We start from the raw sequence: 14,391 nt of genomic DNA on the forward strand, positions 1-14,391 counted from the left end.
TAGACCTGTAAACAGGAAAAGTAAAATAGAAAGTGGAGCCTAATAATTATTTGACAAGTAGTGCTAATTATGTAATAATAATCTTACAAGAACTGTAACGAAGTCTTGGCAAAAACAAAAATACCAGAGCTCCACCTCTGGTATTTCTTTTTGTCCAGTTACATTAAAACTAAACTCAGGTTATATTTTTTTGTCGCGCTTATCTAACCACTTTCTGACTATCCACTCAGAAATGACATTACCGATAATAGTAATCAGTAACGGTGCTAGAATAACTGTAACGAAGATTAGCAAAAACTCACCTCCAAACTAAGTTCGTTAGTGGAGTTGCGACAACTCCATTTTAACATACTTCAATTTGTCATGCTAGCGTTATTCTATCATGTATTTTTGCGGTCGGGGGGCTTTTGTAGTATAATAGAGATACGTTTTGAAAGTAGGAGGTATCTATGGACTTAACTAAGCGCTTTAATAAACAGTTAGATAAGATTCAAGTTTCGTTGATTCGTCAGTTTGACCAGGCTATTTCGGAGATTCCTGGGGTTTTGCGTTTGACCTTGGGGGAGCCTGATTTTACAACGCCAGATCATGTCAAGGAGGAGGCCAAGCGAGCGATTGACCAGAACCAATCCTACTATACAGGGATGAGTGGTTTACTGACTTTACGTCAGGCAGCTAGTGACTTTGTTAAGGAAAAGTACCAACTGGACTATGCTCCTGAGAATGAAATCTTGGTTACAATTGGGGCGACAGAGGCCTTATCTGCTACTTTGATGGCTATTTTGGAAGAGGGAGATAAGGTGCTCTTGCCAGCTCCTGCTTATCCAGGTTATGAACCGATTGTCAATCTAGTTGGGGCAGAGATTGTCGAGATTGACACGACTGAAAATGGGTTTGTCTTGACTCCTGAGATGTTGGAAAAGGCCATCTTGGAGCAAGGCGATAAGCTCAAGGCGGTTATTCTCAATTATCCAGTCAATCCGACAGGAATTACCTATAGTCGGGAGCAGTTGGAAGCTTTGGCAGTTGTTTTGCGTAAGTACGAAATTTTCGTAATCTGTGATGAGGTTTACTCAGAATTGACCTACACAGGGGAAGCCCATGTATCTCTAGGTATCATGCTAAGAGATCAGGCTATTATCATCAATGGTTTGTCTAAATCGCATGCCATGACAGGTTGGCGTTTGGGCTTGATTTTTGCTCCTGCGGCCTTCACAGCCCAGTTAATCAAGAGTCACCAATATTTGGTCACTGCCGCAAATACCATGGCGCAACATGCTGCGGTGGAAGCCTTGACGGTTGGTAAAAATGATGCGGAGCCTATGAAGAAGGAATACATCCAGCGTCGAGATTATATTATCGAGAAAATGACTGCTCTTGGTTTTGAGATTATCAAACCAGACGGTGCCTTCTATATCTTTGCTAAGATTCCAGCTGGCTACAATCAAGATTCCTTTGCTTTTCTGAAGGATTTTGCTCAGAAGAAGGCTGTTGCCTTTATCCCTGGAGCAGCCTTTGGGCGTTATGGTGAAGGTTATGTTCGCCTATCTTATGCAGCCAGCATGGAGACTATCAAAGAAGCCATGAAACGACTTGAGGAGTACATGAGAGAATCATGATTCAGTCTATCACGAGTCAAGGCTTGGTGCTCTACAATCGCAATTTTCGTGAGGATGATAAGCTCGTCAAGATTTTTACTGAGCAGGCTGGCAAGCGCATGTTTTTCGTTAAACATGCTGGCCAGTCTAAGCTGGCGCCGGTTATTCAGCCCTTGGTTCTGGCTCGATTTCTCTTACGAATCAATGATGATGGGCTCAGTTACATTGAGGACTATCATGAGGTGATGACTTTTCCCAAGATTAATAGCGACCTCTTTGTCATGGCTTATGCGACCTACGTGGCAGCTCTTGCAGATGCTAGTTTGCAGGATAATCAGCAGGATGCTCCCTTGTTTGCTTTTTTGCAAAAGACTTTGGAGTTGATGGAAGCTGGCTTGGATTATCAGGTTTTGACTAACATTTTTGAAATTCAAATCTTGACTCGATTTGGGATTAGCCTCAATTTTAATGAGTGTGTCTTTTGCCATCGGGTCGGTCAGGCTTTTGACTTTTCTTTCAAATATGGCGCTTGCCTCTGTCCAGACCATTATCATGAAGATGAGAGACGTTGCCATCTAAACCCTAATATCCCTTATCTGTTCAATCAATTTCAAGCCATTGATTTTGAAACCTTGGAGACCATTTCGCTCAAGCCTGAAATCAAGCAAGAGCTACGCCAATTTATGGATCAACTCTACGAAGAGTACGTTGGGATTCACCTAAAATCAAAGAAATTTATTGATTCCCTATCAGACTGGGGACAATTACTAAAAGAGGAAAAGAAATGAAAAAAATCGCAGTAGATGCCATGGGGGGAGATTACGCACCTCAGGCCATCGTTGAGGGTGTCAATCAAGCCCTAGCTGACTTTTCAGATATCGAGATTCAACTCTACGGAGATGAAGATAAAATCAAGCAATATCTGACAGCGACAGAGCGCGTCAGCATTATCCATACGGATGAGAAGATTGATTCAGACGATGAACCTACGAGAGCTATTCGGAAGAAGAAGGATGCCAGTATGGTATTGGCGGCCAAGGCTGTCAAAGAGGGAGAAGCAGACGCTGTTCTCTCAGCTGGGAATACAGGTGCTTTACTAGCAGCAGGATTTTTCATCGTGGGTCGTATCAAGAACATCGATCGTCCTGGGCTTATGTCAACTTTACCGACTGTAGATGGGAAGGGGTTTGACATGCTGGACCTCGGTGCTAATGCGGAAAATACAGCCCAGCACCTCCATCAATATGCGGTTCTAGGTTCTTTCTATGCTAAAAATGTTCGTGGCATTGCGCAGCCACGCGTTGGCTTGCTCAACAACGGAACAGAGAGTAGCAAGGGCGACCCGCTTCGTAAGGAAACTTATGAACTACTAGTAGCTGATGAAAGTTTGAATTTTATCGGAAATGTGGAAGCGCGTGATTTGATGAATGGCGTTGCGGATGTTGTCGTGGCAGATGGTTTCACGGGAAACGCTGTGCTCAAATCCATCGAAGGGACAGCCATGGGAATCATGGGCTTACTCAAGACCGCTATTACAGGTGGTGGTCTTCGAGCAAAACTCGGCGCACTTCTTCTCAAGGATAGCCTCAGAAGTTTGAAAAAACAGCTCAACTACTCAGATGTTGGTGGAGCGGTCTTGTTTGGTGTCAAGGCACCTGTTGTCAAGACTCATGGCTCAAGCGATGCCAAGGCTGTTTATAGTACAATTCGCCAGATTCGTACCATGCTAGAAACAGACGTAGTTGCCCAGACTGCGCGTGAATTTTCAGGAGAATAAAAGAGATGACAGAAAAAGAAATTTTTGACCGTATTGTGACCATTATCCAAGAGCGACAGGGAGAGGACTTTGTCGTGACAGAATCCTTGAGTTTGAAAGACGACTTGGATGCTGACTCCGTTGACTTGATGGAGTTTATCTTGACACTGGAAGATGAATTTAATATCGAAATCAGTGACGAGGAAATTGATCAACTCCAAAGTGTAGGGGATGTTATCAAGATCATTCAAGCAAAATAAAGATAAGAAGTTCCAAGGCATTTGCTTTGGAATTTTTTCTTTGACTTAATACTCTTCGAAAATCTCTTCAAACCACGTTAGCTCTATCTACAACCTCAAATCCGTGCTTTGAGCAACCTGCGGCTAGCTTCCTAGTTTGCTCTTTGATTTTCATTGAGTATAAGTGACAGTTTAGGAACAGATTTAGTCTTTCTAGGGACAGTAGAAATCTGAGGAGAAATAAGGGATATAATAGAGTCAGAAAAAATCAATCTCCAAAAAGGAGAAAAAAGAAAGGATTTTTATAGAGTTGTATCAATACGGTATTACTCAAAATACAATTCGTAGATATTGGTAATATTGTCTAATTTTTCACAATATTATTGACTTTGACAATGAAAAGTATTAGAATATAGCTAAATAAAGAGGGGAAGCCCTCTTATAGCTGTTCGATAAAGGAGGAAATAGCTATGAAAAAATCTAAATTACTTACTCTTGGTTTGCTTGCAGGTGCTGGTCTGCTTTTGTCTATTAACCAAGCACAGGCTGCAGATACTTGGGTTAAAAATGGTGCTGACTGGAATCTTTCACAAGATGGCAGTCTAGCTAAGGATAAATGGGTACAAAATGCTGGGTCATGGTATCACTTCGATAGCGCTGGTAAAATGCAGACAGGATGGCTCAAAGACGGTGATACATGGTATTCACTAGCAGATAGTGGAGCTATGCGTACTGGCTGGTACAAGGAAGGCAACACATGGTACTCACTAGCTAATAGTGGTGCCATGCGTACAGGTTGGTACAAAGAAGGGTCTACATGGTACTATCTTCATTTTAGTGGTTCTATGATGACAGGTTGGGAGTTCATAGATGGTAAATGGTCTTACTTTGAAAAATCAGGTGCTATGGTCGCAGATAGAGCTGTTCCAGCCAGTGATGGGGAAAGTTATGTCATTGGTAAGGATGGCTATCTAGCAAATAGAAAAGATGCTGGATACAATATTCATGATATTGTCAAACTTGGAGATGGGCAAGAATATTTGCTAAATGCTAAAGGTGACGATGTTATTATTGAAAAAAACACTTGGTATATCAGACCAGAGTTCAAGAAGTTTTCTAATAAATATGGAGATGAGGTTGCAAATACTACCTTAGCTTTAGTGGATAATAAAGAAGAAGGACAAGAAATTGATCCTAAGGCAGTTGTACAGAACTTCCAAAACTTACCAAATCGCTACTACTTTGATGAAAATGGACATCGTGTGGTTAATATCCCAGCAATGACAACCTATTCAGAGATTAAAAAAGTTGGCAATGATGTCTATTTAGAAAATCCAGGTGCACGACTTCGTCTTGGAGCTACCCACTTTACAATCAATAACAATAAACTATACTATTTAGAAAATGAGCAAGGTAAGCTCAAAACAGGTTACTTTGTATTAATTGATGATGGTATGGCTACAACCCACTATCACTTCCTAGCCTATGCGGATCAATCTGGTGAAATTCTTAAGATGAAACGCTTGCCATCAGGAGTTTCAGATTATCTGGATAAAGAAATCGATGGTTTATACGGTGAAAAAATTAAGATTGAATCTCCACACTCAAACGAATATTATAAAGTGGTTGTGGTTAAATAAAAATAACATCTTCACAACTAATCGTTAACGCTCTAACCAATATACCATTTTCAGGAGGCTTTAGATTTCTTGTATTTTAAAAGGAAACTAAAGCCTTTTGTAGATGGAGCAGGGGATAGAGTTATCTATAAAATAATGAAAAGGAGTCTGTCATGGAAATGAAAAATACATTTGTAGAATTGGAACAATTTGAAGAGTTAACTCCAGAGGTTTTGGAGGAAGTGAATGGTGGAGGGATTTTTGAAGATACTGTAAAATGGTGCAATAAATTATTTGGTACGGGTAGACACGTTGCTTAAATTCACAGTATTAGTTAGAGATTAGATTTATTTATGCTTATTTTAGAATTCTTATTTTCTGTGATATATCTACTGTTGGTAGTCGTTTCAACCATAGTGCCTACTATTTATTTGGGTGCTCAAATTTCCCCAGAATTTTATAAAAAACGTTATTGGATACTCATATTTTTAATTAGTTTATCTGCTCGTCAAACATTTGGAGAATTATTTCATATAGGAGTTCTTATCTACTTTTACTGTATTTTTTTATTAGTATTGCACAAGGGAAAAGGGGAATCTCTTTTTCTTTCTCTGTATCTTTTTCTCTTCTTTCAAAGTATTCGTTATTTATTTTTGACAATTTGGATTCGTGTATTATCTGGTGAGCATTGTTGTTTCGTAGATTCGTTTTCTACTTTATATATATCTATATTTGATTTATTATCAATCTTTCTATGTTGTAAAATTATGAAGCGTTGGTCTTTGGATTTGGATTTATTCTTTTCAGATACTTTTAAAACCCACTATCGTAAGAGCTTTTTCATTATCCTACCTCTGACTGGATTTAGGATATTCTCTTCGTTCATGACCAATAGAAATAGTTCTTTTTACGTTCGCTTTGACACGACCATTTCTCTCCTGATTTTCATTCTCTTTTTCTCCTGGCTCTTTTATATCAGACACTTAGAGCAGGTTTATCGTGATGAGCAGACCATTCAGAGACAGGAAGAAGAAAATCGTTCCTTGCAAGGGATGGTGGATAAGTTGGGTCATCTCTATGATGAGGTTCGAGGTTTCCGTCATGATTTTGCAGGGATTGTCGCTAGCATGGAGCCTGCCATAGCGAATCAAGATATGGCTGAGGTGTCTACCATTTATCAAGATGTCTTTCTGAAGACCAATGAAAAGCTGAGAAAGGCGGACTACACGGCCTTTAATCTTCACAATATCCATGACATAGCCATTCGTAATACCTTGGCAAAAGCCATGATTGTGGCAGATAATCAGGGAATTCATTTTAGTTTGGAGACGGTGGGGGTTGTCGAAGAGCTGGCTTTGCCTATGTTGGAGGCTATCCGTATCCTCTCTATCCTCACGACAAATGCCTTAGAGGCAGCCAGTGAGGCGGAAAATCCGCAGATTAGGGTTGCTTTGTTGGCAAGTGATAGGAGTGTCCATTTTATCATTGAAAACACTCGTAAGAAGGAAGAACTAAATCCCAGCATTCTCAGTCAAAAGGGATACTCTACCAAGGGAAACCACAGTGGACTGGGTTTAGCGACCTTGGAGGATATGGTTTTTCATTATGATTTAAACTTAGATACCCAGCTAGGAGAGACGACTTTTAGACAAGATTTAGAATTGCCATTTAAGGATGAGAAACGAGGGGGAGAGGAATGAGAATTTTAGTTTTGGAAGACGATAGAGTCCAGCAAGGACGGATAGAGCAGACTTTACTAGATATCGGTCGCTCTCGCAATTTGAGATTGGAAATTGATATTGCTAAAAACTATGGAGATGTTGAAAAGTATTCTCAGTATTTTGACCATTACCAGCTCTATTTATTGGATTTAGAGATTGATGGAGAGCGTGAACGGGGCTTTCAGGTTGCTCAACAGGTTCGGGAGCGGGATCCTTTTACAAGCATTGTCTTTGTGTCCACACACTCGGAGGCCTTGCCTCTAGCTTTTCGCTACCACTTGTCTGCCTTGGATTTTATTTCCAAGGATCAGCCAGAGGCGGACTACTGTCATCAGATGGAGCGCTGTCTGGACTATGTACTGGCAGTGGACAAGAGGGAAAATATGCGTCTCTTCACCTATAGTTTTGAGGGAAGACGGGGCTTTACTCTGCCCTACCATGAAATTTTAGCCTTTGAAACCTCAGTGGAATCCCATCGTATCAAGGTCTACTATGCCAATCATTCTATCAAAACCATTTATGGTAGTCTCAAGGATATCGCTGCCAAGGCTGAAAAAGATTACTTTGTCTATGCCAATCGCAATACTTTAGTCAGTTTACAGGCAATTGAAGAGATGACTGCCACAGAAGTGACCTTGTTAGAAGGCTTGCACTTCCCCGTATCACGAACAGCCAGAAGAACACTTAAAAAACATCTCAATGTCTAATATCTGTTAGAATTGGATGAGTTTATCAATAAGAATGTCGGAAAATTTTCTGATATTCTTATTTTTTTGACTTCCTTTTCGAATAGATAAGTAAGAGGAAAAGGAAAGGAGCCTAGTTCATGTTTATATCAATGTTCTACCCATGGTTGACTGAGTTATTTTTTAAATAAATTTAATTTAGTTGTACATTTTCGAAAATTTTTTCGAATAGATAAGTAAGAGGAAAAAGAAAGGAGTCTGGTTTATGTATCTACCAATTTTCTATTCATGGTACATTAAATTATTTTTCAAATAAATTTTGATTTAGTTGTTTATTTTCGAATTCTTTTTCGAATAAATAAGTGAGAGGAAAAGGAAAGGAGTTTGCTTCATGTATCTACCAATTTTCTATCCATGGTTTACTAAATTATTTTTCAAATAAATTTAATTAGTTGTACATTTTCGAATTGTTTTTCGAATAGATAAGTAAGAGGAAAAAAGAAAGGAATAAAATAATGAAAGAACATTACTATGGATTTGTTGAGCTAACTTCGGAAGAATTGACCGATATTCAAGGTGGAGAAAATTGGGTGAAGACCCTTGCAGATTGGTACATTGGATTTCGTAGAGGTTTTGGTTTTTAGGAGGATAAGAGATGAATGAAATGAATGATAAGTATACTATTGAAGTATTAAAGGAGAGCGACTTAGCTTTGCTGGTGGGTGGTAGCAAGGAAAGTTATCAACGGGGTCTAATTACAGGTCTATTGTTACGCGGTATATTTATTGGAACCCCATTTTTTAGAAGATAAGATTTAGAAAAAATAGAACAAGAGGAGAAAAAAGATGACAAATTTTGACAAAATGGAACAGAACTTTGTAGCTCTTACAGAAGAAGAGTTGATGGATGTGGATGGGGGAGCATTGCCTCTTGTAATCGCCGGAGTGTCTATCTGGAAGATAGGTGCAGCAGTAGCAGGTGGAGCAGCAGCGCTTTTTGCTGGAGGAGCAGCTTTGGGGTATTATGCGAATAGACCATAATCTGATTATAGTCAGAGAGGCATTTCTATGTTTTTAAAAAAAGAAGTGATATTACTAGGGGTATTGTTATCGCTACGTATTATTTTTACTATCGTTCAAATTTTAATTGACTATAAAATATTATCTGGACAGTATAGTATAAATTTTATGGATATTTCAGAAGTATTTACTTATCCAATACTCATTTTAATCATTTACATAGCAATAAAATATAATACAAAGGAGTAATGACGAACATGAACTTAGAACAATTTTATCAATTATCTGACGATGAATTAGTGGGAACAAAAGGTGGTTTTGGTCTTGTGGAAGCAGTTGGGATTGCAGGAGTACTGAATGCTGCTGTACAAATTTTTAATGCTGGTTACAAATTTGGTTCAGATTTTGCTCGTCGTGGGCGTTAGATAATGAACAGTCGCAACCTTAATCTCAATACATTGTTACCTAAACTAGCCACTATATTTCCTTTGTTGGGAATAATTCTTAATGTCGCGCTTCATGTGATTCGTACAGGTTCGTTAGTATCCTTTAATTGGCAAGGGACTTTAGTTGGGTTGCTTTTCTCAGCATATTTTGGTATTTTTCGCAAAGATTTGTCAAAAAATAATCAAAACTATAAATGAAGAACATGAATCAAAAGGATTTTGTGCATATGAATGGTAGCGTTTTTCCGCCATTCTTGTCAGGTAATTAGGAGTTTCTTATGAAAACATTTTTATTAGGCTTTGCTGAGGGTTATTTTACCGTATCGCTCATAATCTACATCGTAACGTATTTGATTTTGAAAAATCCAATCAATACCCTATTTTATCCAGAAATTTACCCCGTTTTATTTGGGCTCTTTTATCTAGGATATAAGGCCAATAAAAAGCAAGTAGAGTGAGCAGTTAAGAATGATTTGTTAGTCTGTGCTAAAATGACTAGGCTAGAATCTCAGAATGCATCACATTGGAGTTTAATATGAAATTTGTTAAATCAATACTGAAAGTTTGGCCTGAAATCATGGTATTACTTAGTTCAATGTCTTATATCATCATCAGATTAGTAGCTGACATAAATAAAGTATCTTTACCTACTTGGCTTGATAGTTTCAATATACCAACGATTGCATTATTTATGATGGTCTTCATTCTTTTATATAGAAGTAAAGAAAAAAAGAATAGATAAATTTGAAGCAGTAGACGCTCTATAGGGAATAGGTGTCTTATAGTAACGAATCAACAAAAGGAGTAACTATGAATCGTAATTTAGAACGGTATAATCTATTCTGACTATGAATAGATCATACCATAGGTGGCTTAGAAATAGCAGGGACATTAAAAATTGAAGTAACTTTAAATAGGATGTCGTAAAGGTTACTATCAATGATTTATTTGTCCCAAGCTTGCCTAGGGTGTCAGAAAAAAATCATTTTCCTTTCAATAGCATATTTTTAGTAGGTAGGACGTTTGTTCTGCCTATTTTTTGCCAAAAAAAGTGTAGTTGAGGTGTTTATTTGGAGTTTTATACTCTTCGAAAATCAAATTCAAACCACGTCAGCGTCGCCTTACCGTACTCAAGTACAGCTTGCGGCTAGCTTCCTAGTTTGCTTTTTGATTTTCCTTGAGTATTACATGTATTTTTGATAAAATAGTTATAGAAATTAGGAGAGTTGAAGAAAAAAATGAATAAGATTTTAAAATATTTTTTAGTATTTGTTTTTCTATTTTTGATGAATATTTTCATCTTTAAGATACTAGCAACTCTGGGATTTCATCTGACAATGAGTGAAAAGAGTTATATTGTACCACCGCTGTTTTCGATTATCATTTTGTACATGATTGACAAAAAAGTTAGGAAGAAAAAGAAATAAATATATATTTTAGGTAGGACGTTTGTTCTGCCTATTTTTTTATCTTAAAAGTGCAGTTGGGAGGGAGATAGGTGCATTTGGGAAGGAAGTCCAGTTTTTGTTTGGGGATTGGGGTAAGATAGTTGTTATCAGATGAGTTTATACTCTTCGAAAATCAAATTCAAACCACGTCAACGTCGCCTTACCGTATATATGAGACTGACTTCGTCAGTCCTATCTACAACCTCAAAACAGTGTTTTGAGCAGCCTGCGGCTAGTTTCCTAGTTTGCTCTTTGATTTTCATTGAGTATTAGGAAAAAGGAGATGAATATGAAATTTGGGAAACGTCACTATCGTCCGCAGGTGGATCAGATGGACTGCGGTGTAGCTTCATTAGCCATGGTTTTTGGCTACTATGGTAGCTATTATTCTTTGGCTCACTTGCGAGAATTGGCCAAGACAACCATGGATGGGACAACGGCTTTGGGCTTGGTCAAGGTGGCAGAGGAGATTGGTTTTGAGACGCGAGCAATTAAGGCGGATATGACGCTCTTTGACTTGCCAGATTTGACTTTTCCTTTTGTTGCCCATGTTCTTAAGGAAGGAAAATTGCTCCACTACTATGTGGTGACTGGGCAGGATAAGGATAGCATTCATATTGCCGATCCAGATCCTGGGGTGAAATTGACCAAACTGCCACGTGAGCGTTTTGCGGAAGAATGGACAGGAGTGACTCTTTTTATGGCACCTAGTCCAGACTACAAGCCTCATAAGGATCAAAAGAATGGTCTGCTCTCTTTTATCCCTATATTAGTGAAGCAGCGTGGCTTGATTGCCAATATCGTTTTGGCAACACTCTTGGTAACCTTGATTAACATTGTGGGTTCTTATTATCTGCAGTCTATCATTGATACCTATGTGCCAGATCAGATGCGTTCGACGCTTGGGATTATTTCTATTGGGCTGGTTATCGTCTATATTCTCCAGCAGATTTTGTCTTACGCTCAGGAGTATCTCTTACTTGTTTTGGGGCAACGCTTGTCGATTGATGTGATTTTGTCCTATATCAAGCATGTTTTTCACTTGCCCATGTCCTTCTTTGCGACACGCAGAACAGGGGAAATCGTGTCTCGTTTTACAGATGCTAACAGTATCATTGATGCGCTGGCTTCGACCATTCTTTCGATTTTCCTAGATGTGTCAACGGTTGTCATTATTTCCCTTGTTTTATTTTCACAAAATACCAATCTCTTTTTCATGACCTTATTGGCGCTGCCTATCTACACAGTGATTATCTTTGCTTTTATGAAGCCGTTTGAAAAGATGAATCGGGATACCATGGAAGCCAATGCGGTTCTGTCTTCTTCTATCATTGAGGACATCAATGGTATTGAGACTATCAAGTCTTTGACCAGTGAAAGTTCACGCTACCAAAAAATTGACAAGGAATTTGTGGATTATCTGAAAAAATCCTTTACCTATAGTCGAGCAGAGAGTCAGCAAAAGGCTCTGAAAAAAGTTGCCCATCTCTTGCTCAATGTCGGCATTCTCTGGATGGGGGCTGTTCTGGTCATGGATGGTAAGATGAGTTTGGGGCAGTTGATTACCTATAATACCTTGCTGGTTTACTTTACCAATCCTTTGGAAAATATCATCAACCTGCAAACCAAGCTTCAGACAGCGCAGGTTGCCAATAACCGTCTAAATGAGGTTTATCTGGTAGCTTCGGAGTTTGAGGAGAAGAAAACGGTTGAGGATTTGAGTTTGATGAAGGGAGAGATGACTTTCAAGCAAGTTTACTACAAGTATGGCTATGGTCGAGATGTCTTGTCAGACATCAATTTGACCATTCCCCAAGGCTCTAAGGTGGCTTTTGTGGGAATTTCGGGGTCAGGTAAGACGACCTTGGCCAAGATGATGGTTAATTTTTACGATCCAAGTCAGGGAGAGATTAGTCTGGGTGGTGTCAATCTCAATCAGATTGATAAAAAAGCCCTGCGCCAGTATATCAACTATCTGCCTCAACAGCCCTATGTCTTTAACGGAACGATTTTAGAGAATCTTCTCCTTGGAGCCAAGGAGGGGACGACACAGGAAGATATCTTACGGGCGGTCGAATTGGCAGAGATTCGGGAGGATATCGAGCGCATGCCTCTGAATTACCAGACAGAATTGACTTCGGATGGGGCAGGGATCTCAGGTGGTCAACGTCAGAGAATTGCTCTGGCGCGTGCTCTCTTGACAGATGCGCCGGTCTTGATTTTGGACGAGGCGACCAGCAGTTTAGATATTTTGACAGAGAAGCGAATTGTCGATAATCTGATGGCTTTAGACAAGACCTTGATTTTCATCGCCCACCGCTTGACCATTGCTGAGCGGACAGAGAAGGTGGTTGTTTTGGATCAGGGCAAGATTGTTGAAGAAGGAAAGCATGCTGATTTGCTTGCACAGGGTGGATTTTACGCCCATTTGGTCAATAGCTAGAAAGAGGAGAGGATGAAACCAGAATTTTTAGAAAGTGCGGAGTTTTATAATCGTCGTTACCATAATTTTTCCAGTCGGGTGATTGTACCCATGTCCCTTCTGCTCGTGTTTTTGCTTGGCTTTGCAACATTTGCAGAGAAGGAGATGAGTTTGTTTACTAGAGCTACTGTTGAGCCTAGTCGAATCCTTGCAAATATCCAGTCAACTAGCAACAATCGTATTCTTGTCAATCATTTGGAAGAAAATAAGTTGGTCAAGAAGGGGGAGCTTCTTGTTCAATATCAGGAAGGGTCAGAGGGTGTCCAAGCGGAGGCCTATGCTAGTCAGTTGGACATGCTTAAGGATCAAAAAAAGCAATTGGAGTATTTGCAAAAAAGTCTGCAAGAAGGGGAGAACCACTTTCCAGAGGAGGATAAGTTTGGCTACCAAGCCACCTTTCGCGACTACCTCAGCCAAGCGGCTAGTCTTAGGGCTAGTACATCGCAACAAAATGAGACCATCGCGTCCCAGAATGCAGCAGCTAGCCAAACCCAAGCTGAAATCGGCAACCTCATCAGCCAAACAGAGGCTAAAATTCGCGATTACCAGACAGCTAAGTCAGCTATTGAAACAGGCACTTCCTTGGCCAGTCAGAATCTAGCCTACTCTCTCTACCAGTCCTACAAGTCTCAGGGGGAGGAAAATCCGCAAGCTAAGGCACAAGCAGTTGCGCAGGTTGAAGCACAGCTTTCTCAGTTAGAATCTAGTCTTGCTACTTACCGTGTTCAGTATGCAGGTTCAGGTACCCAGCAAGCCTATGCTTCAGGCTTAAGCAGTCAATTGGAGTCCCTTAAATCCCAACACTTAGCAAAGGTTGGTCAGGAATTGACCCTTCTAGACCAGAAAATCTTGGAAGCAGAGTCAGGTAAGAAGGTACAGGGAAATCTTTTAGACAAGGGGAAAATTACGGCGAGTGAGGATGGGGTGCTTCATCTTAATCCTGAGACCAGTGATTCTACCATGGTAGCAGAGGGGACTCTACTAGCCCAACTCTATCCGTCCTTGGAAAAAGAAGGGAAAGCTAAACTAACAGCTTATCTTAGTTCAAAAGATGTAGCAAGAATCAAGGTCGGTGATTCTGTTCGCTATACGACGACTCATGATGCCAATAATCAACTTTTCCTAGATTCTACTATTACAAGTATTGATGCGACAGCTACCAAGACTGAAAAAGGGAATTTCTTTAAAATCGAGGCGGAGACAGATCTGACTGTTGAGCAGGCTGAAAGACTTCGATATGGGGTGGAAGGCCGCCTACAGATGATTACGGGCAAGAAAAGTTACCTACGTTATTATTTGGATCAATTTTTGAACAAAGAGTAATGTTCGTGTTTTTAGAGTTAAATGATTTTAAAACTGTGAGAAAGATACTTCTTG

Annotated in this window: 19 protein-coding genes; all 19 read left to right on the plus strand. The window is 39.6% G+C overall.

Features of this window, described 5'->3' with window-relative positions; all coding sequences use genetic code 11:
- Positions 1-449 precede the first annotated feature (449 nt).
- Entirely contained in the window at positions 450-1,619 is a 1,170-nt protein-coding gene (locus SP4011_RS00315; RefSeq protein WP_338619428.1) for a pyridoxal phosphate-dependent aminotransferase, read from the plus strand.
- On the plus strand, positions 1,616-2,386 hold the full coding sequence (gene recO / locus SP4011_RS00320; protein ID WP_338619429.1) for a DNA repair protein RecO: 771 nt from the start codon (positions 1,616-1,618) through the stop codon (positions 2,384-2,386). Before SP4011_RS00315 ends, recO begins: the two co-directional genes overlap by 4 nt.
- Positions 2,383-3,375, plus strand: coding sequence for a phosphate acyltransferase PlsX (gene plsX, locus SP4011_RS00325; protein WP_338619430.1), 993 nt, complete (start codon positions 2,383-2,385; stop codon positions 3,373-3,375). The genes recO and plsX overlap by 4 nt, the downstream gene beginning before the upstream one ends.
- A 5-nt stretch (positions 3,376-3,380) precedes the next feature.
- Positions 3,381-3,614: an acyl carrier protein gene (locus tag SP4011_RS00330; protein ID WP_173277364.1), complete on the plus strand. Its 234-nt coding sequence runs from the start codon at positions 3,381-3,383 to the stop codon at positions 3,612-3,614.
- A gap of 449 nt (positions 3,615-4,063) precedes the next feature.
- A complete protein-coding gene (locus SP4011_RS00335) occupies positions 4,064-5,233 on the plus strand; it encodes an N-acetylmuramoyl-L-alanine amidase family protein (RefSeq protein ID WP_338619433.1) in 1,170 nt (389 codons plus the stop codon).
- 152 nt (positions 5,234-5,385) lie between these two features.
- Positions 5,386-5,532 (plus strand): smi_0057.1 family bacteriocin-like peptide, encoded by a 147-nt coding sequence (locus SP4011_RS00340; protein WP_000425304.1) that lies wholly within the window; start codon positions 5,386-5,388, stop codon positions 5,530-5,532.
- A 564-nt stretch (positions 5,533-6,096) separates the two neighbouring features.
- The gene (locus SP4011_RS00345) at positions 6,097-6,912 is read left to right on the plus strand and encodes a GHKL domain-containing protein (protein WP_338619435.1); all 816 of its coding nucleotides are present in this window, start codon (positions 6,097-6,099) and stop codon (positions 6,910-6,912) included.
- Entirely contained in the window at positions 6,909-7,640 is a 732-nt protein-coding gene (locus SP4011_RS00350; protein WP_001221867.1) for a response regulator transcription factor, read from the plus strand. Before SP4011_RS00345 ends, SP4011_RS00350 begins: the two co-directional genes overlap by 4 nt.
- 494 nt (positions 7,641-8,134) lie before the next feature.
- Positions 8,135-8,263, plus strand: coding sequence for a smi_0059.1 family bacteriocin-like peptide (locus SP4011_RS00355; protein WP_000658223.1), 129 nt, complete (start codon positions 8,135-8,137; stop codon positions 8,261-8,263).
- 11 nt (positions 8,264-8,274) lie between these two features.
- Positions 8,275-8,430, plus strand: a complete 156-nt coding sequence (locus SP4011_RS00360; protein WP_001004584.1) for a hypothetical protein — start codon at positions 8,275-8,277, stop codon at positions 8,428-8,430.
- A gap of 34 nt (positions 8,431-8,464) precedes the next feature.
- Positions 8,465-8,659: a class IIb bacteriocin, lactobin A/cerein 7B family gene (locus SP4011_RS00365; protein ID WP_000180815.1), complete on the plus strand. Its 195-nt coding sequence runs from the start codon at positions 8,465-8,467 to the stop codon at positions 8,657-8,659.
- Between the two features lie 27 nt (positions 8,660-8,686).
- Complete coding sequence (locus tag SP4011_RS00370) at positions 8,687-8,887, plus strand: hypothetical protein (RefSeq protein ID WP_000478865.1); 201 nt, start codon at positions 8,687-8,689, stop codon at positions 8,885-8,887.
- 8 nt (positions 8,888-8,895) lie between these two features.
- Positions 8,896-9,063: a class IIb bacteriocin, lactobin A/cerein 7B family gene (locus tag SP4011_RS00375; protein ID WP_173219503.1), complete on the plus strand. Its 168-nt coding sequence runs from the start codon at positions 8,896-8,898 to the stop codon at positions 9,061-9,063.
- A 3-nt stretch (positions 9,064-9,066) separates the two neighbouring features.
- The gene (locus SP4011_RS00380; RefSeq protein WP_240147170.1) at positions 9,067-9,282 is read left to right on the plus strand and encodes a bacteriocin immunity protein; all 216 of its coding nucleotides are present in this window, start codon (positions 9,067-9,069) and stop codon (positions 9,280-9,282) included.
- An 80-nt stretch (positions 9,283-9,362) separates the two neighbouring features.
- Positions 9,363-9,542 (plus strand): hypothetical protein, encoded by a 180-nt coding sequence (locus tag SP4011_RS00385; RefSeq protein ID WP_173283047.1) that lies wholly within the window; start codon positions 9,363-9,365, stop codon positions 9,540-9,542.
- Positions 9,543-9,619: 77 nt separating this feature from the next.
- Complete coding sequence (locus tag SP4011_RS00390) at positions 9,620-9,826, plus strand: bacteriocin immunity protein (protein WP_173283045.1); 207 nt, start codon at positions 9,620-9,622, stop codon at positions 9,824-9,826.
- Positions 9,827-10,322: 496 nt separating this feature from the next.
- Positions 10,323-10,511, plus strand: coding sequence for a hypothetical protein (locus tag SP4011_RS00395; protein WP_338619437.1), 189 nt, complete (start codon positions 10,323-10,325; stop codon positions 10,509-10,511).
- A gap of 310 nt (positions 10,512-10,821) precedes the next feature.
- Positions 10,822-12,975: a peptide cleavage/export ABC transporter ComA gene (comA, locus tag SP4011_RS00400; protein WP_338619438.1), complete on the plus strand. Its 2,154-nt coding sequence runs from the start codon at positions 10,822-10,824 to the stop codon at positions 12,973-12,975.
- Between the two features lie 12 nt (positions 12,976-12,987).
- Positions 12,988-14,337 carry a competence pheromone export protein ComB gene (comB, locus tag SP4011_RS00405; RefSeq protein ID WP_338619439.1) on the plus strand — a complete coding sequence of 450 codons (1,350 nt, stop codon included), beginning with the start codon at positions 12,988-12,990 and terminating at the stop codon, positions 14,335-14,337.
- Positions 14,338-14,391: the final 54 nt, after the last annotated feature.

Origin of the sequence: Streptococcus parapneumoniae, from assembly GCF_037076355.1 — a bacterium.
GTDB classification, from domain to species: domain Bacteria; phylum Bacillota; class Bacilli; order Lactobacillales; family Streptococcaceae; genus Streptococcus; species Streptococcus parapneumoniae.

What these genes read in the sequence shown, in the direction of transcription:
- SP4011_RS00375 (WP_173219503.1), top strand. Translation starts at nt 8,896, where the DNA reads ATGAACTTAGAACAATTTTATCAATTATCTGACGATGAATTAGTGGGA.
- SP4011_RS00390 (WP_173283045.1), top strand. Translation starts at nt 9,620, where the DNA reads ATGAAATTTGTTAAATCAATACTGAAAGTTTGGCCTGAAATCATGGTA.
- SP4011_RS00350 (WP_001221867.1), top strand. Translation starts at nt 6,909, where the DNA reads ATGAGAATTTTAGTTTTGGAAGACGATAGAGTCCAGCAAGGACGGATA.
- SP4011_RS00370 (WP_000478865.1), top strand. Translation starts at nt 8,687, where the DNA reads ATGTTTTTAAAAAAAGAAGTGATATTACTAGGGGTATTGTTATCGCTA.
- SP4011_RS00380 (WP_240147170.1), top strand. Translation starts at nt 9,067, where the DNA reads ATGAACAGTCGCAACCTTAATCTCAATACATTGTTACCTAAACTAGCC.
- plsX (WP_338619430.1), top strand. Translation starts at nt 2,383, where the DNA reads ATGAAAAAAATCGCAGTAGATGCCATGGGGGGAGATTACGCACCTCAG.
- recO (WP_338619429.1), top strand. Translation starts at nt 1,616, where the DNA reads ATGATTCAGTCTATCACGAGTCAAGGCTTGGTGCTCTACAATCGCAAT.
- SP4011_RS00330 (WP_173277364.1), top strand. Translation starts at nt 3,381, where the DNA reads ATGACAGAAAAAGAAATTTTTGACCGTATTGTGACCATTATCCAAGAG.
- comA (WP_338619438.1), top strand. Translation starts at nt 10,822, where the DNA reads ATGAAATTTGGGAAACGTCACTATCGTCCGCAGGTGGATCAGATGGAC.
- comB (WP_338619439.1), top strand. Translation starts at nt 12,988, where the DNA reads ATGAAACCAGAATTTTTAGAAAGTGCGGAGTTTTATAATCGTCGTTAC.
- SP4011_RS00335 (WP_338619433.1), top strand. Translation starts at nt 4,064, where the DNA reads ATGAAAAAATCTAAATTACTTACTCTTGGTTTGCTTGCAGGTGCTGGT.
- SP4011_RS00385 (WP_173283047.1), top strand. Translation starts at nt 9,363, where the DNA reads ATGAAAACATTTTTATTAGGCTTTGCTGAGGGTTATTTTACCGTATCG.
- SP4011_RS00355 (WP_000658223.1), top strand. Translation starts at nt 8,135, where the DNA reads ATGAAAGAACATTACTATGGATTTGTTGAGCTAACTTCGGAAGAATTG.
- SP4011_RS00365 (WP_000180815.1), top strand. Translation starts at nt 8,465, where the DNA reads ATGACAAATTTTGACAAAATGGAACAGAACTTTGTAGCTCTTACAGAA.
- SP4011_RS00315 (WP_338619428.1), top strand. Translation starts at nt 450, where the DNA reads ATGGACTTAACTAAGCGCTTTAATAAACAGTTAGATAAGATTCAAGTT.
- SP4011_RS00360 (WP_001004584.1), top strand. Translation starts at nt 8,275, where the DNA reads ATGAATGAAATGAATGATAAGTATACTATTGAAGTATTAAAGGAGAGC.
- SP4011_RS00340 (WP_000425304.1), top strand. Translation starts at nt 5,386, where the DNA reads ATGGAAATGAAAAATACATTTGTAGAATTGGAACAATTTGAAGAGTTA.
- SP4011_RS00345 (WP_338619435.1), top strand. Translation starts at nt 6,097, where the DNA reads ATGACCAATAGAAATAGTTCTTTTTACGTTCGCTTTGACACGACCATT.
- SP4011_RS00395 (WP_338619437.1), top strand. Translation starts at nt 10,323, where the DNA reads ATGAATAAGATTTTAAAATATTTTTTAGTATTTGTTTTTCTATTTTTG.